This window comes from Mesorhizobium marinum (assembly GCF_040813675.1).
In the GTDB taxonomy this organism is placed as follows: Bacteria; Pseudomonadota; Alphaproteobacteria; order Rhizobiales; family Rhizobiaceae; genus Mesorhizobium_K; species Mesorhizobium_K marinum.
Map to the genome: position 1 here is coordinate 506,845 of NZ_JBFOCI010000003.1, position 21,133 is coordinate 527,977.

The window sequence follows — 21,133 nt, forward strand, 5'->3', positions numbered from 1 at the left end:
CGCCGGCTCAGGCCGGCCCGGAACCCCAGCGCGAACCGCCGACCGAGGCAACCGCGCGTTCCTTGAGTTCGCGGAAGTGCTTCGACGCGTCGGCGAGCCGCATGTCCCATGCCGGGTCGGGCTGCTGCCCCTCGATGGCGCGGAAATAGACCTGCATCAGGGCGGCAATCACGAAGGGCTCGACGAAGGCGGAAATGAAGGCCCAGGCGAACACGATGGCCAGGACGAAGCCCCAGCCTGCGAGTTCGCCCGGCATCGCATAGAGGATCGCACCTGCCGGCGCGAGCGTTAGGACGAAGACAACGGCGCCGAGCACCCAGGTCATGACTGTCAGCCAGACCGCGTTCTTCAGCATGGTGCGGGCGTTCTGCGCGTAGAGAACGACACCCTGCCTTCCCGTCTCGAAGGGCGCCGTGCTGCCCGTGCGGATGTTGTAGGCGAGGATGATCTCGTCGACATAGGTGAGCGACATCCGGATGACGGCGTTGACGAACTTCATCAGCCCATCAAGCCCGGGAATCGGCAGGAAGGCGGCAACGCCGCCGAGCAGCCCGGTGACGACCCGCAGCACGCCCTTGACCAACTGGTCCAGCACGAACAGCACGTTGGCTTCGGCGAACCGCTCGCGCACCACGGAATGGGCGTAGGCGATCTGCCCCTGTCCGCCGGGAACCACGCGTCCGTCGATCAGGTGGACCATCACCGCGATATGGCCGGCCTTGACGATGTAGAGGATGTATTCGCGCAGCCAGTAGAGCAGCACCGAGACCAGGCCGAAGCCGAAGATGCCGCCCCACATGGCGAAGGTGAGCGGCCCGTCCTCGCCCCCGACATGGCCGACGCCGTAGCCAATGCCTGCGCCGGCTCCGGTCGAGACGACGTAGGCCACGGTTATGCCGAAATAGACGACGATCCGTAAGACGACGAAGGGCCACGTCCGCACGACGATGCCGATCGTACGGCCGATGTCAAAGTCCCACATTCCAGGCCCCTCGTTCGAATCAGAGGTCGGGAGCTTAGCGGCAAATCTACCGTAGCGTCACTGGACGCGTTCGGCCGGGCGAAGACCCTCGAGCATTGACCGGAACGCGGCGACCGCCTTCGCCGAAACTGCCTCGGGATCCTCCGAATTGGCGATCCACAAGGCCGCCTGCACCGACGCGCCGTTGATCATGCGCGCGGCTGCGTCCGGCTCGATGTCCGGCCGCACGAAGCCTGCCTTCTTCAACGCCGTCAGATTCCTGATCAGCGCGCCGATGCAGCCGTCCTGGTTGGCCCATTGAAAGGGGTCGCCGAGCACGGCCGGGCCGTCGCGGTGCACGATGCGCTGGATCTCCGGCTCGAGCGCCATCTCGATATAGGCGGTGCATTCGTCCACGAAACCCTGCCACGGATTGTCGGCCCTGCGTGAAATCTCGTTCAGCCGCTCCGACATCTCCCGGTCGAGCTGGGCGATGACGGCCTCCAAGAGGCCCTTCTTGCCGCCGAAATGATGGTAGAGCGCGCCCCGCGTCAGGCCGGCCTCTGCGGTGAAGTCGTCCATGGAAGCCTGGGCGTAGCCGACCGCTCCGAACGCCTTGCGGGCGGCTGCGATCAGCTTGCTCCTGGTCTCGGCGATCATGTCGCCGCGCGGTCTGTGCGCCATGTCCGGCTCCCGTCTGCACCAATCGACATACGTCGCGTATGCCAATTGACATACGCAACGTATGAACTTACCTGCCTCAACATACGCTCCGTATGTAAGTCGTCGGAAGCGGAATATCGAGGAGTTGATCCAATGTCCAATCCCTATGCCGAAATCTTCAGGGCCAGGGGCACGAAAGGCTTCGCCGCGGCCGGTTTCGTGGCCCGGCTGCCGGTTGCCATGGCGCCGATCGGCATCGTCGCCATGCTGTCGCAGACGCATGGCGAGTACTGGCTCGCCGGCGCCGTGGGCGCCACATTCGCCCTGGCGAACGCTCTCGTCGCCCCGCACATCTCCCGCATGGTCGACCGGTTCGGCCAGACGGCGGTGGTGGCGCCCGCCGCGGCGCTATCCGCCGTCGCTTTCCTGGCGCTGATCGCCGCTTCGAACCGCGGCTGGCCCGTATGGACGCTGTTCGTCTCCGCCTTCCTCGCGGCGACGATGCCCTCAATGCCGGCGATGATCCGCGCGCGCTGGACCGAGATCTTCCGCAACACACCCCAATTGAACACCGCCTTCGCCTTCGAATCGGCGGCCGACGAGATGATGTACATTGCGGGCGCATCGCTTTCGGTCGGCCTCGCCGTCGCCCTCTTCCCCGAAGCCGGCATGCTGGTCAGCACGCTGTTCCTGGCGTTTGGAACGACCGCTTTCCTCGCGCAGCGGTCGACCGAACCGGTCGTTCGGCTCACCGCGGCCACGGCGAGTACCGGCTCGGCGATCAGATTGCCTGCGGTGCAGATCATCACCTTCGCCCTGATCTTCATCGGCGCGATCTTCTCGGCGGCCGAGGTGAGTTCCGTCGCCATAACCAAGGAACTGGGACAGCCGGGCGCCGCCAGCCTCGTCATCGGCGTCTATGCCGCCGGCTCCTTCTTCATCGGACTGATCCTCGGCGCGCTCGCGCTGAAGACGCCGCTGCAACGCCAGTTGCTCGTCGCCGTCGGCATCATCATGGTCACGACGGTGCCCCTGCTGTTTGCCGACACGGTGCCGTTGCTCGCGTTCGCCGTGTTCGTCAGCGGCCTGGCTATCTCGCCGACCTTCATCACCGCCTTCGGGCTGATCGAGCGGCGCGTGCCGGAAACCATGCTGACGGAAGGCGTGACCTGGGTGATGACCGGCATCGGCATCGGCATGGCGTTCGGCGCATTCGCCACCGGCTGGGTCGTCGATACGTTCGGCGCGCAGAACGGCTTCTGGGTGTCGGTCGTTTCCGGCGCGATCGCCCTGCTGACCGTCCTGCTCGGGCAGAAGACGCTCGGCGCGGACCGCGAGGCGCCGATGCCGGCGCCGGCCCACCAGCCCGCCGAGTAAGGGCACAAGAAAAACGCCCCGGCGCGTAGCCGGGGCTCTCTTTGTCAGATGATCTCGGTAGCCGCGATCCTGATGCCGAACCCTTCCAGGCCGACATAGTGGCGCTCGCGCGACGTGAGCAACCGGATCGAGCCAATGCCGAGGTCCTTGAGAATCTGGGCGCCCAGCCCGATCTCGCGCCATTCGCTCTCGCGGCGGCGGGCCTCGTCGTGGCCTTCGCCCTGCCCCGGCCGGCTGCGGTCGCGGTGGCCGACGCCGACCGACCCTTCGCGCAGGTAGACGATGACGCCGCGCCGGTTCTCGCCCATGGTCTTCATGATCGCGTCGAGGCGGTGGCTCGCTCCGAACACGTCGCGCACCACCTCTTCCGGATGCAGGCGGACGGGAACTTCCTCGCCGTCGCGGATGTCTCCGAACACGACGGCCAGGTGCTGCATGGGATCCCAGGGCAAGGTGTAGGCGAAGGCCTTGGCCTTGCCGCCCGGCGTGTCCAGGTCAAAGGTCTCGACGCGCTCGATCAGTGTTTCCTGCCGCTGGCGGTAGGCGATGAGGTCGGCGACCGAAACCTGCTTCAGGCCGTTCTTCTCGGCGAAGCCGGTCACCTGCGGCCCGCGCATGACGGTGCCGTCGTCGTTGACGAGTTCGCAGATCACGCCGACCGAAGGCAGGTTCGCCAGCTTGCAGAGGTCGACGGCGGCCTCGGTATGGCCCGAACGCATCAGCACTCCGCCCTCGCGCGCGATCAGCGGGAAGATATGGCCCGGCCGCGTGAAGTCGGACGCCCCGACATTGCCGTTTGCGAGGTTGCGGACGGTGAGCGTCCGATCCTCGGCGGAGATGCCGGTGGTCGTGCCGTGCTTGAAGTCCACGCTGACGGTGAAGGCCGTGGTGTGCGCGGAATCGTTGTCGGCGACCATCGGACCGAGATTGAGCCGCCGCGCATCCTCTCGCGTCATCGGCGTGCAGACGATGCCCGACGTGTGGCGCACGATGAACGCCATCTTCTCGGGCGTGCAGTGAACCGCGGCGACGATCAGGTCGCCCTCGTTCTCCCGCCCGTCATCGTCCATGACGACGACGATCTCGCCGCGCTCGAAGGCGCGCAGGGCTTCAACGACTTTCTTCTGATCGTAGGGCATGGGGCTCGCTTCGCTCGCAGGGGATTGGGGGAATAGGGGAGCAAGGGAATATTGAGTGGGGAACTGCAGCCGATTTTCCTCTATTCACTCAATTCGCTACTCACCTACTGCCGTCCAGTTTGTCCTCGGTGCCGCAGATAGTGGTCCGCGATGGCGCAGGCAACCATCGCCTCGCCGATCGGCACGGCGCGGATGCCGACGCAGGGGTCGTGGCGGCCCTTGGTCACGACGTCGACGTCCGCGCCCGTGCGGTCGACGGAACGGCGCGGCGTCAGGATCGACGAGGTCGGCTTCACGGCGAAGCGCGCGACGATGTCCTGTCCGGTCGAGATGCCGCCCAGGATGCCGCCGGCATTGTTGGACAGGAACACCGGCTTGCCGTCGTTGCTGGCGCGCATCTCGTCGGCATTCTGCTCGCCGGTGATGCGTGCGGCCTCGAAGCCGTTGCCGATCTCGACGCCCTTGACGGCGTTGATCGACATCAGCCCCGAGGCGATGTCCTGGTCGAGCTTGGCGTAGATTGGCGCGCCAAGGCCGGCCGGCACGCCCTCGGCGACGATCTCGATGACGGCGCCAACCGAGGAGCCGGCCTTGCGGATGCTGTCGAGATAGTCGGCGAAGACCGAGACAGACGCTGGGTCCGGCGTGAAGAAGGGATTATTCTCGTCGCCGACGAAGTTCCAGTTCCAGTTGGCCCGGTCGACCTGCTTCTCGCCCATGGCGACGAGCGCGCCGCGCACCACCATGCCCGGCACGACCCTGCGCGCCAGCGCGCCGGCCGCAACCCGGGCCGCGGTCTCGCGCGCCGAGGAGCGGCCGCCGCCGCGATGGTCGCGCACGCCGTATTTCACCTCGTAGGCAAAGTCCGCATGCCCCGGGCGGTACTGGTTCGCGATCTCGCCGTAGTCCTTGGATCGCTGGTCGACATTCTCGATCAGCATCGACACCGGGGTGCCGGTGGTGACCAACGCGTCGCCGTCCTCCAGGACGCCGGACAGGATCTTCACCTCGTCGGGTTCGCGACGCTGGGTAACGAAGCGCGACTGGCCGGGACGGCGCCGATCCAGCTCGCGCTGGATGTCGGCCCTGGTGAAGCGGATGCCGGGGGGACAGCCGTCGACCACGCAGCCTAGCGCCGGCCCGTGGCTTTCACCCCAGGTGGTGACCCGGAAAAGGTGCCCGAAAGTGTTGTGCGACATGAAAATCCCGGCCCTGCCCGGCTTTGCGCCGGCGACGGATGCCTTCTATTGGCCTTTTCCGCAGTGGTCAAACCCATGCGCCGCGCCGCCGGAACCCTTCTCCGGCTGGGCTACGCGGCCTCGCCGGACGCGCGTCGCCAAACGGAAACAAAGGCCGGCTAAGCATGTCTTTCAGCCCGAGACAAAGAAGCCGGTGCAAAAGCCGGGTTCTAGTTTTGACATATTCGGGGTGTTTCTGCTCTGCTTCGCCGACGGACCGGACGCGTCCATGCGAGAAGCAATGTAACGATGAGGTCGATCATGCGTAGCCTGAAAGGCGCCCTTGCCGCCGCCCTTATGGTCCTGAGCGCCGCGCCTGCATTCGCGGCGGAAGCCGAAGGCAAGATCCAGAGCGTCGACCGGGACAATCTGACGATCACGCTCGAAAACGGGAAATCCTACAAGCTGCCGGGCGAGTTCGATATGGACGCCATCCAGGAGGGCATGCAGGTGCTGCTTGCCTATGACAAGATCGGCGACCAGAACCTGATCACCGACATGGAACTGCCGCAGTAGGGCTCAAAGCCATTCCAGCCTTGCGTGCGACAGCCGCAGCACGCGGTCCTGCGGAATTTCCAGATTGGCGGCTTCTTCCTGCGGCAGGCCGTCGATCAGCCTGAACAGCACGCGCATCACCCCGCCATGGGTGACGCAGATGGTCTTCCCGTCGAGCGCCTCGAACCAGGGCCGGATGCGCTCGAGCAGCATCTGGTAGCTTTCGCCACCCGGCGCCACGAACCCCCATTTGTCGGCGAGCCGCGCCTCGGTCGATCCCGGCGCACGGGCTTCGAGTTCCGGATAGGTGAACCCCTGCCAGTCGCCGAAATGCACCTCCATGATGCGGCTGTCGACGCGGTAGCCTCTTGCGGGCAGTCCCATTTCGGTGCGCACGAGTTCCATCGTCTCGCGCGTGCGCCTGAGCGGGCTGGACACGAAGTCGAACTCAGCGGGGTCGGCCACCAGTTCGGCGAGGCGTCGGCCGTTGCGGACCGCCTGGTCCCGGCCGTGTTCGCTGATGTCGGTGTCAGCCTGGCCCTGCAGGCGACGCTCCGCGTTCCAGCCGGTCTCTCCGTGCCTCACGAAATAGCAGAGCGGCGGCATGCTGGCGGAACCTGTCGTCGCGGGCAGCCCGCGTTCCTCAGTCCTTGACGGTGGCGATATCGGGCGCGTCTACGGCCTTCATGCCGACGACGTGGTAGCCGGAATCGACATGATGGACCTCGCCGGTCACGCCGCGCGACAGGTCGGACAGGAAATACAGGCCGGCATCGCCGACTTCCTCGATCGAGACGGTGCGGCGCAGCGGCGCGTTGTACTCGTTCCACTTGAGGATGTAGCGGAAGTCGTCGATCCCGGAGGCGGCGAGCGTCTTGATCGGGCCGGCGGAGATGGCGTTGACGCGGATCTTCTTCGGGCCGAGGTCGACGGCGAGGTATTTTACGCTCGCCTCGAGCGCCGCCTTGGCGACGCCCATCACGTTGTAGTTCGGCATCACCTTCTCGGCGCCGTAGTAGGTCATGGTGACCAGCGAGCCGCCATCGGGCATCAGCTTCTCGGCGCGCTGTGCGACGGCCGTGAACGAATAGACCGAGATGTCCATCGTCTTGAGGAAATTGCCGTGGCTGGTGTCGACGTAGCGGCCGGTCAGTTCTTCCTTGTCGGAGAAGCCGATGGCGTGGACGACGAAATCGAGCTTGCCCCACTGCTTCTCGATCGCGGCGAAGACGGTGTCGATGCTGGCCATGTCGGTGACATCGCAATGGCCGGCGACGAAGGCGCCGATCTCGGCGGCCAGCGGCTCCACGCGCTTCTTCAGCGCATCGCCCTGGTAGGTCAGAGCGAGTTCGGCGCCCTGCTCGGCGCACGCCCTGGCGATGCCCCAGGCGATCGAGCGATTGTTGGCCACGCCAAGAATCAGGCCCTTTTTCCCGGCCATCAGGCCCTGACCAACCGTCATGTGGGATTCTCCGTGCTCATCTCGCGAAGTTGCCTATCGCACAGGCATATGACGCCTTCAAGCGGCTAAGCGCCGCCGTATCGGACCGACGACCGGCCGACGGCGGGCCTACATCGTGAAATCGAAACGGTAGGCGGCCGAGATGCCGAAGGTGAACTGGTTGGGCGACCCGCGCTCCTTGACGAGGCTGGAATCGGCCGCCGAGCCCATCAGGCGCGAGTATTCGCTGAATACGCTCGTGACGAACTTGTCGGTCACCTTCCAGTCATAGGCGCCGCCGACGCCGATCGACTTCAGGCCGCCGTCCGGATCGTACTGGGACAGGCCGGACTCGGCGGATTCCGACGCGCTGACGCCATAGTACGCGTCGAAATAGTCGGCCGAAGCGAACGACATGCGCGGACCACCCGACACCCGCACCGAGGGGGTGACGTTAAGGAACGCGTCGACCGCGACGTCGGCGACGATGCCGCTGTGCGACCGGACGCCGTGGCGCAACTCGCCGCGCACGCGCAGCCAGTCGGTCGGATAGACCTCGGCGAAGCCGCCGATCTCGGCGCCCCAGCGCACGGGATCGAGGCCCTTGAGGTCGTCGGAATCGTCCTCGTCACGCCCGAGAATGACCTTGCCGGTGGCGCCGACGCGCAACCGGCCGTTGTCGTAGAACGAGACCGAAATATCGTCGTTGCGCGAGGTGAAGCGGGCCTCCGGCCCGGCCTTGCCGATCGAGATGACCGGCGAGACGCCGAACATGCGGTGCCTGGATCCCTCGAAATCGGGAGCCACCATGCCGGTCGCGCCGACGATCAGTTTCCAGTCGCCCTTGACCCAGTCGAACAGGCCGGCGCCCTCGCCGGCGCATGCCGAGCCCGGAACCGCAAGCAACGCGGCCGCCATGACGGTGGATCTGAAACGCTGAGACATGAGACACCCCGCCGGCGCCTGGAAAGGCGCCTCGGCCCCTGTTTCGGCCGATTGCGTAAAATTTGAATTAAGCGGACCGTTCTTCCCTAGCGTCATAGCACCGTGGACGCAACCGGCGCGGGACGCTACCATCCGCCGTGGAACCCTGACCTCCAGGGCCATTCCGAAGGAGGGACATGACATGACATCGACTTCAGATCTGCCCGACATCCTCAAGGAACGGGTTGCGGAATTGCGTTCCAAATGGGGCTGGTTCGTGGGCCTCGGGGTAATCATGCTGATCGTCGGCGTGATCGCCATCGGAAACCTGCTCGCGGCAACCGTCGCGTCGGTCTATCTGGTCGGTTTCATGATGTTGATCGCCGGCGGCTTCGAGATCGCCCACGCCTTCGGCGTCAAGTCCTGGGGCGGCTTCTTCTGGTGGCTCCTTGGCGGCCTGCTCTATGCCGCGGCCGGCGTCATCGCCTTCGCCAACCCGCTGCTTGCGTCGAGCGTGCTGACCCTGCTGCTGGCGGCGAGCCTCGTGGCGTCGGGCGTGGTACGCGCCTGGATCGGCTACAAGCACTGGTCGCACAAGGGATCGGGCTGGATCATCGCCGCCGCGCTGGTGACCCTGCTCGCCGGCGTCGTCATCGCGATCGGCTGGCCGGTCAACAGCATCTGGGTGCTCGGCATGTTCCTGGCGATCGACCTGATCTTCCAGGGATGGACGTGCATCGCGCTCGGCTTCGCGTTGAAGAGCGGTGACCAGCGCTAGCTAGAAGGTCATGCGGGCGTCCAGTTCCGAGAGCGGACGGACGCCCGCAAGAACCGCCCTCGCCTCCGCCTCGTCGCGCTTCATCTGCGCCACCAGCGCGTCGAGGCCGTCGAATTTCTCCTCGCCGCGCAGGAAGCCGAAGAACGAGACGCTCGCAATCTCGCCGTAGAGATCGTCCGAAAAATCGAAAAGGAAGGTTTCGAGCAGCGGCGACCCGCTTTCGTCCACGGTCGGACGCCGGCCGAAACTCGCAACCCCGTCGTGCAGGGTTCCGTCCTGCCGGCGAAAACGCACGGCATAGATGCCATGCGCAAGCGCGAAGTCTGCCGACAGGCTCATGTTGGCCGTCGGATATCCGAGCGTGCGGCCAAGCTTCTTGCCTCCGGTGACCTCCGCCTGGACGGTGAAGCGGTATCCGAGCAGGCCGGCGGCGCCGACGACATCGCCGGCCATCAGCAGTTCACGAATGCGGCTCGACGACACCACTTCTGCAGCCTCGTCTCGGAAAGCATCGACCAGGGTCACGCCGAATCCGTGCCGCTCGCCGCTTTCCATCAGGAACGCGGGACCGCCCTGCCGGTTCTTGCCGAAGTGGAAGTCGAAGCCTGTCACGGCGTGGCTGACGCCCAGCCGCGCCTCCAGTACATCGGTCACGAAGCTTTCGGCCGACAGCGACGCAAACTCGCGCGTGAACGGCTGCTCGACCATCGCCTGGAAGCCGAGTTCGGCGAGCAGCTTCGCCTTCATCGGCGGCGGCGTCAGGACGAACAGCGGGATTTCCGGCCGGAACACCGTCCGCGGATGCGGCTCGAATGTCAGCGCCAGCGCCGGCGCGTCCCGGCGGCGCGCTTCTTCGAGGGCACGCTCCAGCACCGACTGGTGGCCACGGTGCACGCCGTCGAAGTTCCCGATCGCGACCACCCCGCCGCGCAGGGCGGCCTCGAGTGCCGCGTTTCCCTTGATATGGCGGAACGCCTGCTCCATGGACCGCTCAGCTAGCGCAGTTTCGCCATCGTCGCCACCGTCCGGAAGCCATGGCTGTCGAGAAACGCCTGCAGCCGGTCGGGATCGGGATTGTCCGGGTGGCCGTAGTCGCGCCAATGGATACCGCCCGAGATATAGAGCGCGTCGATGCCGTTGTCGGAAGCGCCCTTGATGTCGGTCAGCATGCCGTCGCCGATCGCCAGTGCGTCCTCGCGCCCGATTTCGCGACCGAGCACCTCGGCCGCGGCGGCGAAAGCCGCTTCGTAGATCGGCGCATGCGGCTTGCCGGCGATCAGCGTCCGGCCGCCCAATTGCGCGTAGTCGCGGGCCAGCGCCCCTGCGCACCAGATCACCTTCTCGCCCCGCTCGACGATGATGTCCGGATTGGCGCAGACGAACGGCAGGTTGCGCGCGCGCAGGCGCGCCAGCATTTCGCGATAGTCGTCGGGCGTCTCGATCTCGTCGTCGACGAGTCCGGTGCAGACCACCCCGTGCGCCTCGAACTCCTCGACCAGTTCGACGCCAAGGCCGTCGTAGAAGGCAATGTCGCGCTCGGGACCGAGATGAAAGACCCGGCGCGGCCCGGCGGCGACGAGGTTGCGCGTCACGTCGCCCGAGGTGACCATGCGGTCCCATGCCGCGTCCGGCACGCCGATCGTCTTGAACTGCTCCTCGACGCCTTCATGCGGGCGCGGCGAGTTGGTGATCAGGATGACCGCGACGCCCCGCCCGCGCGCCGCTTCGAGGGCCGCGACCGCGGGCCCGAACGCATGGATGCCGTTGTGGACGACGCCCCAGACGTCGCAAAGGACCGCGGCATAGCGGCCGCTTATCTCGTCCAGCGACGCGATTACGTTTAGCCTGTCAGTCATCCAGAAATCTTTGCAATGGGAAGGGAACTCCGGGCGGGCCACCGGATTAACCGATGCCCGGGCGGCTGTCACCCGCTTTCGCCGCCGATTCTGGCCCCACCGAAAGTCCCGGCGTGGGCGAGCCGATTGCTTTAGATCGTCCGCCGCAACATAATGCTATCAAGGGAGAGACAGTCGTTCCATGCAGCGTATCTTGTTGGCAATCGGTGGGGCGGCGGCCTTCTGCGCGGGAGTGACCTTCCTGCTGCAGATCGCGATAGCCCGCGGCCTTCCGGCGGCCGATATCGTCCTGGTGACGTCGTCGGCGACGCTTCTGCTTTCCCTCGGCGCGGCCGCCCTCGCCTACCGCGCGTTCAACCGGGCCCGGCTGCTCACCCATGAACTCGAGCGCCTGACGCGTTCGATGGACGCGGCGATCAAGGACTTGTCCGTGCGCGGCGACCGCGACGCCACCCGGCTCGACGATCTCAACGCGCTGGTGACGCTGAAGCTTTCCGCACCGACAAAGCACAAGGCCGACGACGGCGTCCCGACCGAGGACGCTTCGACCGAGGCGACGTCGCGCCGGAGTTCCCCGCGCAAGGGCAAGCCGGCGCAGTTGCCCGCTTCCGAGCCCGCGGAAGCCAGCGGAGTGGATGTCGCGATCAGGCGCATGGTCGCCGGCGGGCAGGCCGACCTCAGCCTGCAGCCGATCATTGCGCCCGGCCGTGGCGAGGCAGGCGGGTTCGAGGTCCACTTCCACATCGAACCGGAAGAAGGCAAGCCGGTCGATATCCGACGCCTGGAAGGCCACGTCGCCGACGTGCGCCCCGCGGCATTCGAGCGCCTCGCGATGGTGTCGGCGGCCGAAGCGATCCGCCGCGGCCTCGGCGACATCAGCGAGAGGAAACCGCTCCACGTCGCCGTTTCCGATGCGCTGCTGGACGACAAGATGGAGCTCGCCGCCGTGCTCGACACGTTCAAGCTTCATCCATCGCTGGCGCGCTCGATCGTCGTCTCCATGCCCGAGGATCTCCTGCAATCCACCGAACACACCGAGGTGTTCGGCCAGCTGTCTGGCCTGGGCATCCGCCTTGCCGCCGAGGACTGGCCCGGCTCGCTCGACGAACTGGAGACGGTCAAGGGCTCCGGCGTCGGCATGGTCAAGGTCGCCGCCGACAGGCTTCTCGACCGGGCGAAGACGCGCAAGGGGGCGCCCAACGGCGCTGCGATCGTCGAAATGGCCGAGAAGGCGCGCATCGACGTGATCGCGACCGACGTCCAGAGCGAAGAGGACGCGGTCAGCCTGATCGACATGGGCATCGACCTGATGACCGGCGACCGCCTGTCCGCGCCGCGCCGGCTGGAGGCATAGCCCCTCTGCCGACGGCCCTGGCGGCTTGGTTAATGCGCGATAAAGCCGGCACCGCGTTTTGAAGCTGCATTCAAAACCGGGAATTTAGGGATCTGTGCAATTTTGGCTCCCCTGACAACCAGTCGAGCAGGGGTGCTTGGGCATGTTCCGCCGGTTCCTGAAGGATGTACGTGGCAACTACGTGATGCTCACGGCGATTTCCATGGTCCCCATCATGGGCGCCCTGGCGATCGGCATTGACTATACCGAACTTTCCAATCAGCGCGCCGCCACGATGAGCGCGCTCGACGCGGCCGGCATCGCGACCGCAAGGCGCATCGCGCAGGGCGCATCGGAAGCCGACGTCAAGGCCTATGCCAAGGACTTCTTCGAAGCCAATCTCGGCGGCGTGGACCCGGCGAAGACCCAGCTGATCGTCACCCTGCCCAACAACAATTACGGCGGCGGCACGCTCAAGCTGGAAGCAAACCTGACCTATGAACCGCGTTTCCTGCCGGTCGCGGCCATGCTCACCAACCGCGTGTCGTCCTCGCCCAATGTCGGCTTCAAGGCCGAGGCCGAGATCCGTCTGAAGAACACGCTGGAAGTGGCGCTCGTGCTCGACAATTCGGGGTCGATGGACGAGTACGGCGCCGGCACCACCCAGAAGCGCATCGCGCTGCTGAGGACGGCCTCGAAGGAACTCGTCGAGACGCTTGCGAAGCAGGCCTCGCAGATGAAGCAGATCGCCAAGCCAGTGCAGTTCGCACTGGTTCCGTTCTCGGCCTCGGTGAACATCGCTCCAGCCAGTGACGACAAGTCCTGGATGGACACGATGGGCGTCTCGCCGATGCACCACGAGAATTTCGACTGGTCGAAGATGACCTACGCCAACCGCGCCCAGCTCGGCGACCGCTGGGCCGAAAAGGTCGGCGCCGTATGGTACAAGCGCGGCGACGGGTGGGGCCTGACCAAGGACCAGCCGCTCACCCGCTTCAGCCTCTACTCCGACATGCTGGCGGAAACCGACCGCGAAGAAGTTCCGGGCTCGCGCCACTGCGTCAGCTGGAGAAACAACGGCACGTGCCGTTCCTACAGCTACGACTACACCTACGAGACCAGCCAGTTCGCCTCCTGGCAGGGTTGCGTGGAAGCGCGCCCCTACCCCTACAACACCAACGACGCGACCCCCGACAGCAGCACGCCCGCAACGCTGTTCGTACCGATGTTCGCCCCCGACGAGGCCGGAAACCGCTGGCGCGATCTCGACCATGACGACGTGAACGACCTTTCGGCCGGCAACAGCGACTTCGACTACAACAACAGCTGGTGGGCGGACTGGGAGTACGGCAACACGGGCGTGCTCGACCGCCAGCGCGACGCGCGCAAGTACTTCCGGGTGAAACCCTACGGCTCGTCTTCCTCGGGCTCGGGCTACGGCCCGAACTACTCCTGCACGACGAGCCCGGTCACGCCGCTGACCGACGTCACCGTCGAGGCAAGCAAGCAGATCATCCTCGACGCCATCGACGCGATGCGGCCGACCAACAACACCAACGTACCTGAAGGCACGGCCTGGGGCTGGCGGATGCTGTCGAGCAACGAGCCGTTCACCGAGGGCCGCCCGAACGACGAGAAGGGTAACGACAAGGTCGTGATCGTGCTGACGGACGGCGCCAACGTCTACGGCAACCAGAGCGGAGACGACGACGCCGGCAACGAGACGACCTACGCCGCCTACGGCTACGCAGGCCACAAGTTTCCGGACACCGAAACGACGTCTCGCCTCTACAAGGGAACCAGCGTCAGCAAGACGACCTTCACCTCCTCCAACTACCAGGCCGCGCTCGACGAGCACATGCGCGCGATCTGCGCCAATGCCAAGGGCGCCAACGTCCTGATGATGACCGTCGCGCTCGACCTCGACGAGACCAAGACCGCGGACAAGAAGCAGATCGCCGAACTGAAGAGCTGTGCGTCGGACTCGCGCTTCCGCAAGGGACCCGACGGCAATCCGGCGAAGCTGTTCTGGAACGCGACCGGAGCGACGCTCTCGAAGGTCTTCAAGGAAATCGCGGACGAACTCTCGAACCTGCGCATCGTCGGATAACAGCATCGACAGCCGCGGCGGGACCGCAGAAAAGCATGATCAGAAAATTCCTGTGCGACCGCGGCGGCAACTACGCGATGATGATGGGGATCGCGATGCTGCCGATCATGGGCAGCGTGGCGATCGCCATCGATTTCAGCGAAATGAACCGGCAGAAGCAGGCGACGATCAACGCCCTTGACGCCGCGGGCGTCGCCACGGCGCGGCAGATCGTCAGCGGTGCCTCGGAAGAGGCGCTGATCGCCTATGCCAACGACTTCTTCCAGGCCAACCTCGGCCCGGTCGATCCGGCCGACACCCAGCTCACCGTCCAGCTGCCCAGCAACCAGTATGGCGGCGGCACGCTGAAGCTGTCGGCGGTGCTCAACTACAAGCCGTACTTCCTGCCAACCTTCCACAACCTGCTCGGTACTCCGGCGGAAGACCGGCCCGACGAGATCAGCTTCGTCGAGACGAGCGAGATCCGGCTGAAGAACACGCTGGAAGTGGCGCTGGTTCTCGACAACTCGGGCTCGATGAGTGAGGACGGTTCGGGTTCGGGCGAGAAGCGGCTGACGCTGCTGAAGGCGGCGGCAAAGCAGCTCGTCGACACGCTGGCGCTGCAGGCCGCACAGGTCAAGCAGGTCGCCAAGCCCGTCCAGTTCTCGTTGGTCCCGTTCGCCGCATCCGTCAATGTCGGGCCGGCCAACGCCGACGCGGCCTGGATGGACGTCGAGGGCCTGTCGCCCGTCCATCACGAGAACTTCGACTGGACCAGGCTCGACGACGCCGGCAAGGGGGCGCAGCAAGTCGGCGGCATATGGTACAAGAAGGGAAGCGGCTGGGGCGCGGAGGAAAACGGCGTCCTGTCGCGCTTTTCGCTCTACCGCGACATGCGGATGGTCAGCGACCGCGAATGGGTCGTCACCGGCCAGGAATGGGTCTGCACGCGCTGGTGGGAAAACGGATCCTGCCGCCGCGGCGAATGGCGCGAGACCGGCTACTACGACGAGACGATCTCGACCTATGCAAGCTGGCAGGGCTGCGTCGAGGCGCGCCCCTACCCCTACAACGTCAACGACGCGCCGGCGCAGGGCGGCACGGCCAACACTGGCATCGGCTTCGGTGACCCGGCCACGATGTTCGTACCGATGTTCGCGCCCGACGAACCCGGCGACCGCTGGGACGTGGAAGGAGAAACGCGCGACAACCTCGGCGCCTCGAACAACTGGTGGAACGACGGCACCGAATCCATTTCGGGCCAGACCCGCCAGAAGAACATGAAGAAGTACTTTGAGGTCCGGCCTTACGGGGCGACGTCGCCGCAGGGCAGCGGCCCGAGCTACAGCTGCACCGCGACGCCGATCACGCCGCTGACCGACGTCACCACGGAGGAAGGGCTCGCCACGATCAAGGGCGCCATCGACAGGATGAACGCCAACGGCAACACCAACATTCCGGAGGGAACTGCCTGGGGCTGGCGCACGATTTCCAGCACCGCACCCTTCACCGAGGGGCGGCCGGAAAGCGAGAAGGGCAACGACAAGGTCATCATCGTCCTGACCGACGGCGCCAACACCTATTCCGTGCCCAGCAAGGATCCGGCCGGCAACAAGTCCACCTACGCGGCCTACGGATACACCGGCGTCGGCTACAACGGCACCGGCACGACGCGCATGTTCATGGGGACGAGCGGAGCAATCGGCCAGTACGACTATTCGTCGTCGAACTACACCAGCGCGCTCGACGAGCAGATGGAGAAGGTCTGCGACAACGCCAAGGCCGCCAACGTCCTGGTGATGACCGTCTCGCTCGATTTGAGCACGAGCATCGCTGGCGAGAACAAGGCGATCGAGGCGATGAAGAAATGCGCCTCGGATTCCCGCTTCCGCAGGGATCCCAGCGATCCCACCAAGCCGGCCAAGCTCTACTGGAACGCAACCGGCTCCAACCTCGCGGACAAGTTCAAGGAGATCGCCGACGAACTGTCCAACCTGCGCATCGTCGGCTGAACCAGGCGTCGGCGGGAGACTCCGACCGGGTCAGGTCAGTCCATGTGGGCGGCAGGCGCGGCGGAGGTTCCCCTGGCCGGCGCCGGCTTCTTCAGCAGCAGCACCAGCGGCAGCGCGCACAGCGTCACGATCATCATCAGCTTGAAGTCGTTCACGTAGGACACCATCAGCGCCTGCAGGTTCACCAGCCCGTCGAGGCGCGCCAGGGCAGCCGGATCGCCGGCCACGGCTGACGGCATCGCCTGCGCCAGGTTCTGGTTGAACGGCGTCATGCCAGCGCCGAGTTCGGCGTGGTTGATCTGGATGTTGCGGGTAAGGACCACCGTCACGACCGAAATGCCGATCGACGAGCCGAGGTTGCGAACCAGGCTGAAAAGGCTCGCCGCGTCGGTACGCTGGCTGGGATCGAGCGTGGCGAAGGCGACGGTCGACAACGGCACGAACACCAGCCCGAGCCCCAGGCCCTGGACGACGCCGGTCTCGATGATCATGTAGCTGTCCATCTGCGGCGTGAAGCCGGTCATGACGTAGAGCGAATAGGCCGTGAGGACGAGGCCGAGCACGACGAGGCCGCGCGGGTCGACGCGGTGGATGATCCGGCCCACGACGATCATCGAGATCATCGTGCCGACGCCGCGCGGCGCCATCACCAGCCCTGTCGTGATCGTCGGATACTCGAAGATCCTGGAGAGCATCGGCGGCAGCAGCGCGAGGCTGGCCAGCAGGATGATGCCGACCACGAAGATGAAGACCAGCCCGGTCACGAAATTGCGGTCGGTGAAGATCTTCGGGTCGATGAACGGGTGCTCGGCCGTAACGGTGTGGACGATGAAGACCCAGAAGCCGGTCAGCGCCAGGCCGAGCTCGAGCCATATCTCGGCGGCCGAGAACCAGTCGACTTCGGCGCCGCGGTCCAGCATCAGCTGCAGCGCGCCGACGCCGAGAGACAGCATCGCGAAGCCGAAAAAGTCGAAGCCGCGCACGCGTTTCGCCACGGCCGGCAGGTAGGCCAGGCAGCCGACGAAGGCGATGATGCCGACCGGGAGGTTGATGAAGAAGACCCAGCGCCAGTTGAAGCTGTCCGTCAGCCAGCCGCCGAGCGTCGGGCCGACGATCGGGCCGACCATGATGCCGGCGCCCCACAGCGCCATCGCCGAGCCGTGGCGCTCGCGCGGGTTGATGTCGAGCAGGAACGTCTGCGACAGCGGCACGATCGCCGCGCCGAACACGCCCTGCAGGACCCGGAAGGCCACCATGCTCTCGAGGCTCCAGGCGACGCCGCAGAGCATCGACATCGCCGTGAAGCCGGCGACGGTCACCAGGAACAGCTGCTTGCGCCCGACCTTGTCGGACAGCCAGCCGGTCACCGGCGTCATGATCGCGGCGGCGACGATATAGGATGTCAGCACCCAGTTGATGGTGTCCGCGGAGGCCCCGAGATCGCCCGTCATCGAGGGAAGCGCGACGTTGGCGATCGTGGTGTCGAGCACCTGCATGATCGTCGCCAGCATGATCGAGACGGTGATCAGGCCGCGATGCGGCACGTTGCGGGGATCGATCGCCCTGACTTCGAACATGGGGCCTGGCTTTCCTGGAGGCCGCGCCGGGTCGGCCGGCTGCTACTGGGCGGCGCGAGCCACCCCGAACAGCCCCGCGAGGCTGTGCGAGACGCCGGTGTCCACTTCGACCGAGGCGCTCATGCCGGTACGGACGGGCACGTCGGTCCCCGCCGTGTCGAGCTTCAGCCGCACCGGGATGCGCTGCGTCACCTTCACCCAGTTCCCGGTGGCGTTCTGCGCCGGCAGCAGCGAGAACTCCGCGCCGGTTCCGGCGCCGATGCTGTCCACCGTCGCATGGAAGGTCACGTCCGGATAGGTGTCCAGAGTCACCTCCGCCGGCTGGCCGGGCCTGATGTTGGTCAGCTGCGTCTCCTTGAAGTTCGCCTCGACCCAGGTGTCGCCGGTCTCGACCAGGCTGAACAGCGGCGTCCCCGCCGACACGAACTGGCCGACCCGGAAGGACGACGCCTGGCTGATGACGCCGTCAGCCGGCGCGGCGACTGTGGTCCGCGCGAGATCGAAGGCCGCCTTGTCGCGCGCCGACTGGGCGGCAAGCACGCTCGGATGCCTGTCGGTGGCGATGTCGGGATCGCCGCCGAGCCCCGCGCGGGCGCTCTCGATGCCCCGCACGGTCGCGCTGTGCTGCTCCTCAGCGCGCGCCAGGTCGCGCACCGCCTCGTCCAGCGAGGACTGCGCGCTGATGCCCTTCTTGGCGAGGTCGGCGGCGCGCTCGAACTGCGACTTGAGATAGGTCACTTCGCTGGCCGCGACCCGCTCCTGGGCCACCGCCTGGCCGTATGCGGCCCTCAACTGCTCGACGTTCAGGCGCGCCGCGGCGAGCGCCGCATCGGCCTGGCCGAGCGCGATCCGGTAGGGTTCTGGATCGACCACGAACAGCTTGTCGCCCGCCCTCACCACCGCATTGTCGGCGATGTCGACTTCGGTGATGCGGCCGGCGGCCTCGGCCGAGACCGTCACCTTCGCCTGGCGCAGGTTCGCGTTTTCGGTCTCCTCGTAGCGCCCGCCGGCAAGCCACAAATAGCCGCCGCCGACGGCAAGCGCCAACGGCACGGCGAGCATCACCAGCGTGCGCCGTCCACGCTTCGGCCTCTGGGCGCGCGCCGGCGCCGCCTTGGGTTCGGCCTGGATCGGCGCCGGTGCCCGGACCGGCTCGACCGACGGCGAGCCATCCGGTTCGGTGCCGGCCGGGTCCTGCTTGATCTTCGCCACGGCGTTCATGTCGCATTGTCCTTGCTGCCGCCAGCCTGTCCGGCGGGCGGATCGCCCTCCGACAGATTGGCGATGATGGTGTTCAGGGACCGGATCAGGGTCTGCTTCTCGTCCGCGCTCAGTCCAGCCAGGGCAAGGTCGTAGACCTCGCCGGCGACGCTCTTGATTTCGGCGAAGGCCTCGCGGCTCTTCTCGGTCGGGAAGATCATGCGGACGCGCCGGTCGGAGGCATCCTGGCGGCGCTCGATCCAGCCGCCCTCCTCCATCCGGTCAAGCAGACGCGAGACGCTGATCGGCTCGATCTCGAGGAGTTCGGCCAGCCTCGCCTGCGCGACGCCTTCCTCCTTGACCAGGCGGACCAGCAGCCGCCACTGCGCGGCCGACAGGCCATACGCACTGCCCTTCGCCTCGAAACGCTTGCGCAGGAGCCGCGCCGCGTCGTGAATCAGGAAGCCCAGTCTGTCGATGCCGTCGGAAACCATAAGCGGCATATATAATAAGCATGCTTACTAAACAAGATCTCACCAGATTGGATCCGGAAAGATTCCGTCGCGGCAAGCGGTCGCGCGCTATCGGGCCTTCCGCAGCCCTTCCAGCGCCTCGGCTTCGGCGTCGGACGAAAGCGGCTCGCCGGCCTCGATTGCGGTGAGATAGGCGTCGAGCGCCTCGGTCGACGAGGCCGGCGCATAGCCGCCGGCGTCGCCGGGCGCGGAGACCGCGAAGCTGACGCGCCATTCGCCGGCCGCATCGCAGGCGACGGCGACGACCGTCGTGCTGCCTGCCGAGTCCAGTTCGAACTCGCGACAGAAGTTCTCCGCCTCGTCGCGGAAGGACGCGATGGCGCGGAAGCGGCCGCCGCCGGCGAGCGCGACTTCGCCGCCCGCGGGAACGTTCCTGAGCGCATCGCCGACGGAAGGATTGACAATGCCGGCCACAGCGAGCCCGGCCGGCCCGGACCCGCCGTCACCGGCGACCCAGTAGCCGGCAAGCCCGCCTAGGACGGCGGCGATGGACGCTGCGAGCGGCAGCGTCCAATGCCGGGCACTTGCCCTCGCGGCCGGCTTCGGCGCGGCGAACGGCACGACCGACGACGGCGTCTCGCGCTCCGCCCGGCTGGCCGCGATCATGCCCTCGACCGCGGCCACGAGCTTTTCGGGAACCGGTTCCGCCAGCAGGGGCGCGAGGGATGCCTTGGCCTGCGCCCTCGTCTCGATGAACAACGCCACCCGCGCGACCAGGTCGTCGTCGGTCTCCATGGCCTGCTCGATCGCCGCCATCTCCTCGTCGGCGAGTTCGCCGTCGGCGAATCGCATCAGCATGTCGTCAGAGAATTGTTCGCCGCTCATCATCCGGTCCCCTTGGCGACTGCAGAACGTTCCGGCGTCGCCGTTATTCCCGTTGCCTCGGCAAGATTGCGCCGCGCCCGCGCAAGCCGGCTCATCACGGTGCCGATCGGCACGTCCAGCACCTCGGCGGCCTCCTTGTAGGCAAGCTCCTCCACGCAGACGAGAAGCAGCACCTCGCGCTGTTCCTCCGAGAGGTCGTCGATCGCGGCGGCGACGCTTTTCAGCGTCAGACGCGTCTCGGCCTCGGCCTCTCCCGACCCGCGTGCCGCCAGTTCGTGGTGGGCGTCGATGTCCTCCTGCGGCCCGGCGGTCCTGCGGCGGCGCCCGTCGTCGATCCAGAGGTTCCTAAGTATCCGGAACATCCAGGCGTCGAAGCGCGTGCCTTCCTGGAAGGTCAGCGCGCTGGCGAGCGCCCGTTCGCAGGCCGCCTGGACGAGGTCGTCGGCATGGTCGCGCGACCGACAGAGCGAGACTGCGAACCGGCGCAGGTTCGGCAGAAAGGCGACGAGCTGGTCCTCAACGTGCTTTCCCGTCATCGTTCCTGGCAGTCCATCGAGACACCCGATTCACTTTTTCGGGAATAATCCCGGCACGGCCCCGTTTTCCCGCACAGTCCGGCGCGTGAGGGCGGACGGTCAACGGTTGACCGTCGGCCGCCGGAATGTGAGGAAATCGTGAGCATAGTCAACTCA

Annotated in this window: 20 protein-coding genes; 6 read left to right on the forward strand and 14 right to left on the reverse strand. The window is 66.3% G+C overall.

The window, feature by feature from the left end; all coding sequences use genetic code 11:
* Positions 1-7: 7 nt before the first annotated feature.
* Together ABUE31_RS13275 and ABUE31_RS13280 are read right to left on the reverse strand one after the other, a co-directional pair.
* Complete coding sequence (locus ABUE31_RS13275; RefSeq protein WP_367724080.1) at positions 8-982, reverse strand: hypothetical protein; 975 nt, start codon at positions 980-982, stop codon at positions 8-10.
* Between the two features lie 57 nt (positions 983-1,039).
* The gene (locus ABUE31_RS13280) at positions 1,040-1,645 is read right to left on the reverse strand and encodes a TetR/AcrR family transcriptional regulator (RefSeq protein WP_367724081.1); all 606 of its coding nucleotides are present in this window, start codon (positions 1,643-1,645) and stop codon (positions 1,040-1,042) included.
* 132 nt (positions 1,646-1,777) lie between these two features.
* Here ABUE31_RS13280 and ABUE31_RS13285 point away from each other — a divergent pair, with 132 nt between their 5' ends.
* A complete protein-coding gene (locus ABUE31_RS13285; protein ID WP_367724082.1) occupies positions 1,778-3,001 on the forward strand; it encodes an MFS transporter in 1,224 nt (407 codons plus the stop codon).
* Positions 3,002-3,045: 44 nt separating this feature from the next.
* Here the strand turns inward: ABUE31_RS13285 and ribB are convergent, their stop codons facing one another.
* Both ribB and aroC read right to left on the reverse strand, forming a co-directional pair.
* Positions 3,046-4,140: a 3,4-dihydroxy-2-butanone-4-phosphate synthase gene (gene ribB, locus ABUE31_RS13290; protein ID WP_367724083.1), complete on the reverse strand. Its 1,095-nt coding sequence runs from the start codon at positions 4,138-4,140 to the stop codon at positions 3,046-3,048.
* A gap of 104 nt (positions 4,141-4,244) precedes the next feature.
* Complete coding sequence (gene aroC / locus ABUE31_RS13295; RefSeq protein WP_367724084.1) at positions 4,245-5,339, reverse strand: chorismate synthase; 1,095 nt, start codon at positions 5,337-5,339, stop codon at positions 4,245-4,247.
* A gap of 300 nt (positions 5,340-5,639) precedes the next feature.
* On the opposite strand from aroC, the gene ABUE31_RS13300 reads away from it, so the two are divergent.
* On the forward strand, positions 5,640-5,894 hold the full coding sequence (locus ABUE31_RS13300; protein ID WP_367724085.1) for a DUF1344 domain-containing protein: 255 nt from the start codon (positions 5,640-5,642) through the stop codon (positions 5,892-5,894).
* A 3-nt stretch (positions 5,895-5,897) separates the two neighbouring features.
* Here ABUE31_RS13300 and ABUE31_RS13305 read toward each other — a convergent pair whose 3' ends face one another.
* From ABUE31_RS13305 to ABUE31_RS13315, 3 genes are all read right to left on the reverse strand, one after another.
* Entirely contained in the window at positions 5,898-6,479 is a 582-nt protein-coding gene (locus tag ABUE31_RS13305) for a histidine phosphatase family protein (protein WP_367724086.1), read from the reverse strand.
* Between the two features lie 37 nt (positions 6,480-6,516).
* Positions 6,517-7,335, reverse strand: a complete 819-nt coding sequence (fabI, locus tag ABUE31_RS13310; protein ID WP_367724087.1) for an enoyl-ACP reductase FabI — start codon at positions 7,333-7,335, stop codon at positions 6,517-6,519.
* Positions 7,336-7,443: 108 nt separating this feature from the next.
* Positions 7,444-8,259: a MipA/OmpV family protein gene (locus ABUE31_RS13315; protein WP_367724088.1), complete on the reverse strand. Its 816-nt coding sequence runs from the start codon at positions 8,257-8,259 to the stop codon at positions 7,444-7,446.
* 181 nt (positions 8,260-8,440) lie between these two features.
* Between ABUE31_RS13315 and ABUE31_RS13320 the strand changes: the two genes are divergently transcribed.
* Complete coding sequence (locus ABUE31_RS13320) at positions 8,441-9,016, forward strand: HdeD family acid-resistance protein (protein ID WP_367724089.1); 576 nt, start codon at positions 8,441-8,443, stop codon at positions 9,014-9,016.
* Here ABUE31_RS13320 and ABUE31_RS13325 read toward each other — a convergent pair whose 3' ends face one another.
* Complete coding sequence (locus tag ABUE31_RS13325; protein ID WP_367724090.1) at positions 9,017-10,000, reverse strand: bifunctional riboflavin kinase/FAD synthetase; 984 nt, start codon at positions 9,998-10,000, stop codon at positions 9,017-9,019.
* A gap of 11 nt (positions 10,001-10,011) precedes the next feature.
* Positions 10,012-10,872: a TIGR01459 family HAD-type hydrolase gene (locus ABUE31_RS13330; RefSeq protein ID WP_367724091.1), complete on the reverse strand. Its 861-nt coding sequence runs from the start codon at positions 10,870-10,872 to the stop codon at positions 10,012-10,014.
* A gap of 181 nt (positions 10,873-11,053) precedes the next feature.
* Here ABUE31_RS13330 and ABUE31_RS13335 point away from each other — a divergent pair, with 181 nt between their 5' ends.
* From ABUE31_RS13335 to ABUE31_RS13345, 3 genes are all read left to right on the forward strand, one after another.
* Positions 11,054-12,226 (forward strand): EAL domain-containing protein, encoded by a 1,173-nt coding sequence (locus ABUE31_RS13335; RefSeq protein ID WP_367724092.1) that lies wholly within the window; start codon positions 11,054-11,056, stop codon positions 12,224-12,226.
* A gap of 142 nt (positions 12,227-12,368) precedes the next feature.
* Positions 12,369-14,315 carry a pilus assembly protein gene (locus tag ABUE31_RS13340; protein WP_367724093.1) on the forward strand — a complete coding sequence of 649 codons (1,947 nt, stop codon included), beginning with the start codon at positions 12,369-12,371 and terminating at the stop codon, positions 14,313-14,315.
* 35 nt (positions 14,316-14,350) lie between these two features.
* Positions 14,351-16,306 (forward strand): TadE/TadG family type IV pilus assembly protein, encoded by a 1,956-nt coding sequence (locus ABUE31_RS13345; protein ID WP_367724094.1) that lies wholly within the window; start codon positions 14,351-14,353, stop codon positions 16,304-16,306.
* 35 nt (positions 16,307-16,341) lie between these two features.
* On the opposite strand, the gene ABUE31_RS13350 is transcribed toward ABUE31_RS13345, so the two are convergent.
* From ABUE31_RS13350 to ABUE31_RS13370, 5 genes are all read right to left on the reverse strand, one after another.
* Complete coding sequence (locus ABUE31_RS13350) at positions 16,342-17,883, reverse strand: DHA2 family efflux MFS transporter permease subunit (RefSeq protein WP_367724095.1); 1,542 nt, start codon at positions 17,881-17,883, stop codon at positions 16,342-16,344.
* A 42-nt stretch (positions 17,884-17,925) separates the two neighbouring features.
* Positions 17,926-19,104, reverse strand: a complete 1,179-nt coding sequence (locus ABUE31_RS13355) for an HlyD family secretion protein (RefSeq protein ID WP_367724096.1) — start codon at positions 19,102-19,104, stop codon at positions 17,926-17,928.
* Entirely contained in the window at positions 19,101-19,577 is a 477-nt protein-coding gene (locus ABUE31_RS13360) for a MarR family winged helix-turn-helix transcriptional regulator (RefSeq protein WP_367724185.1), read from the reverse strand. Before ABUE31_RS13360 ends, ABUE31_RS13355 begins: the two co-directional genes overlap by 4 nt.
* 87 nt (positions 19,578-19,664) lie before the next feature.
* A complete protein-coding gene (locus tag ABUE31_RS13365; protein ID WP_367724097.1) occupies positions 19,665-20,441 on the reverse strand; it encodes an anti-sigma factor family protein in 777 nt (258 codons plus the stop codon).
* Positions 20,441-20,977, reverse strand: coding sequence for an RNA polymerase sigma factor (locus tag ABUE31_RS13370; protein ID WP_367724098.1), 537 nt, complete (start codon positions 20,975-20,977; stop codon positions 20,441-20,443). Before ABUE31_RS13370 ends, ABUE31_RS13365 begins: the two co-directional genes overlap by 1 nt.
* Positions 20,978-21,133: the final 156 nt, after the last annotated feature.

What these genes read in the sequence shown, in the direction of transcription:
- ABUE31_RS13275 (WP_367724080.1), bottom strand. Translation starts at nt 982, where the DNA reads ATGTGGGACTTTGACATCGGCCGTACGATCGGCATCGTCGTGCGGACG.
- ABUE31_RS13280 (WP_367724081.1), bottom strand. Translation starts at nt 1,645, where the DNA reads ATGGCGCACAGACCGCGCGGCGACATGATCGCCGAGACCAGGAGCAAG.
- ABUE31_RS13285 (WP_367724082.1), top strand. Translation starts at nt 1,778, where the DNA reads ATGTCCAATCCCTATGCCGAAATCTTCAGGGCCAGGGGCACGAAAGGC.
- ribB (WP_367724083.1), bottom strand. Translation starts at nt 4,140, where the DNA reads ATGCCCTACGATCAGAAGAAAGTCGTTGAAGCCCTGCGCGCCTTCGAG.
- aroC (WP_367724084.1), bottom strand. Translation starts at nt 5,339, where the DNA reads ATGTCGCACAACACTTTCGGGCACCTTTTCCGGGTCACCACCTGGGGT.
- ABUE31_RS13300 (WP_367724085.1), top strand. Translation starts at nt 5,640, where the DNA reads ATGCGTAGCCTGAAAGGCGCCCTTGCCGCCGCCCTTATGGTCCTGAGC.
- ABUE31_RS13305 (WP_367724086.1), bottom strand. Translation starts at nt 6,479, where the DNA reads ATGCCGCCGCTCTGCTATTTCGTGAGGCACGGAGAGACCGGCTGGAAC.
- fabI (WP_367724087.1), bottom strand. Translation starts at nt 7,335, where the DNA reads ATGACGGTTGGTCAGGGCCTGATGGCCGGGAAAAAGGGCCTGATTCTT.
- ABUE31_RS13315 (WP_367724088.1), bottom strand. Translation starts at nt 8,259, where the DNA reads ATGTCTCAGCGTTTCAGATCCACCGTCATGGCGGCCGCGTTGCTTGCG.
- ABUE31_RS13320 (WP_367724089.1), top strand. Translation starts at nt 8,441, where the DNA reads ATGACATCGACTTCAGATCTGCCCGACATCCTCAAGGAACGGGTTGCG.
- ABUE31_RS13325 (WP_367724090.1), bottom strand. Translation starts at nt 10,000, where the DNA reads ATGGAGCAGGCGTTCCGCCATATCAAGGGAAACGCGGCACTCGAGGCC.
- ABUE31_RS13330 (WP_367724091.1), bottom strand. Translation starts at nt 10,872, where the DNA reads ATGACTGACAGGCTAAACGTAATCGCGTCGCTGGACGAGATAAGCGGC.
- ABUE31_RS13335 (WP_367724092.1), top strand. Translation starts at nt 11,054, where the DNA reads ATGCAGCGTATCTTGTTGGCAATCGGTGGGGCGGCGGCCTTCTGCGCG.
- ABUE31_RS13340 (WP_367724093.1), top strand. Translation starts at nt 12,369, where the DNA reads ATGTTCCGCCGGTTCCTGAAGGATGTACGTGGCAACTACGTGATGCTC.
- ABUE31_RS13345 (WP_367724094.1), top strand. Translation starts at nt 14,351, where the DNA reads ATGATCAGAAAATTCCTGTGCGACCGCGGCGGCAACTACGCGATGATG.
- ABUE31_RS13350 (WP_367724095.1), bottom strand. Translation starts at nt 17,883, where the DNA reads ATGTTCGAAGTCAGGGCGATCGATCCCCGCAACGTGCCGCATCGCGGC.
- ABUE31_RS13355 (WP_367724096.1), bottom strand. Translation starts at nt 19,104, where the DNA reads ATGAACGCCGTGGCGAAGATCAAGCAGGACCCGGCCGGCACCGAACCG.
- ABUE31_RS13360 (WP_367724185.1), bottom strand. Translation starts at nt 19,577, where the DNA reads ATGGTTTCCGACGGCATCGACAGACTGGGCTTCCTGATTCACGACGCG.
- ABUE31_RS13365 (WP_367724097.1), bottom strand. Translation starts at nt 20,441, where the DNA reads ATGAGCGGCGAACAATTCTCTGACGACATGCTGATGCGATTCGCCGAC.
- ABUE31_RS13370 (WP_367724098.1), bottom strand. Translation starts at nt 20,977, where the DNA reads ATGACGGGAAAGCACGTTGAGGACCAGCTCGTCGCCTTTCTGCCGAAC.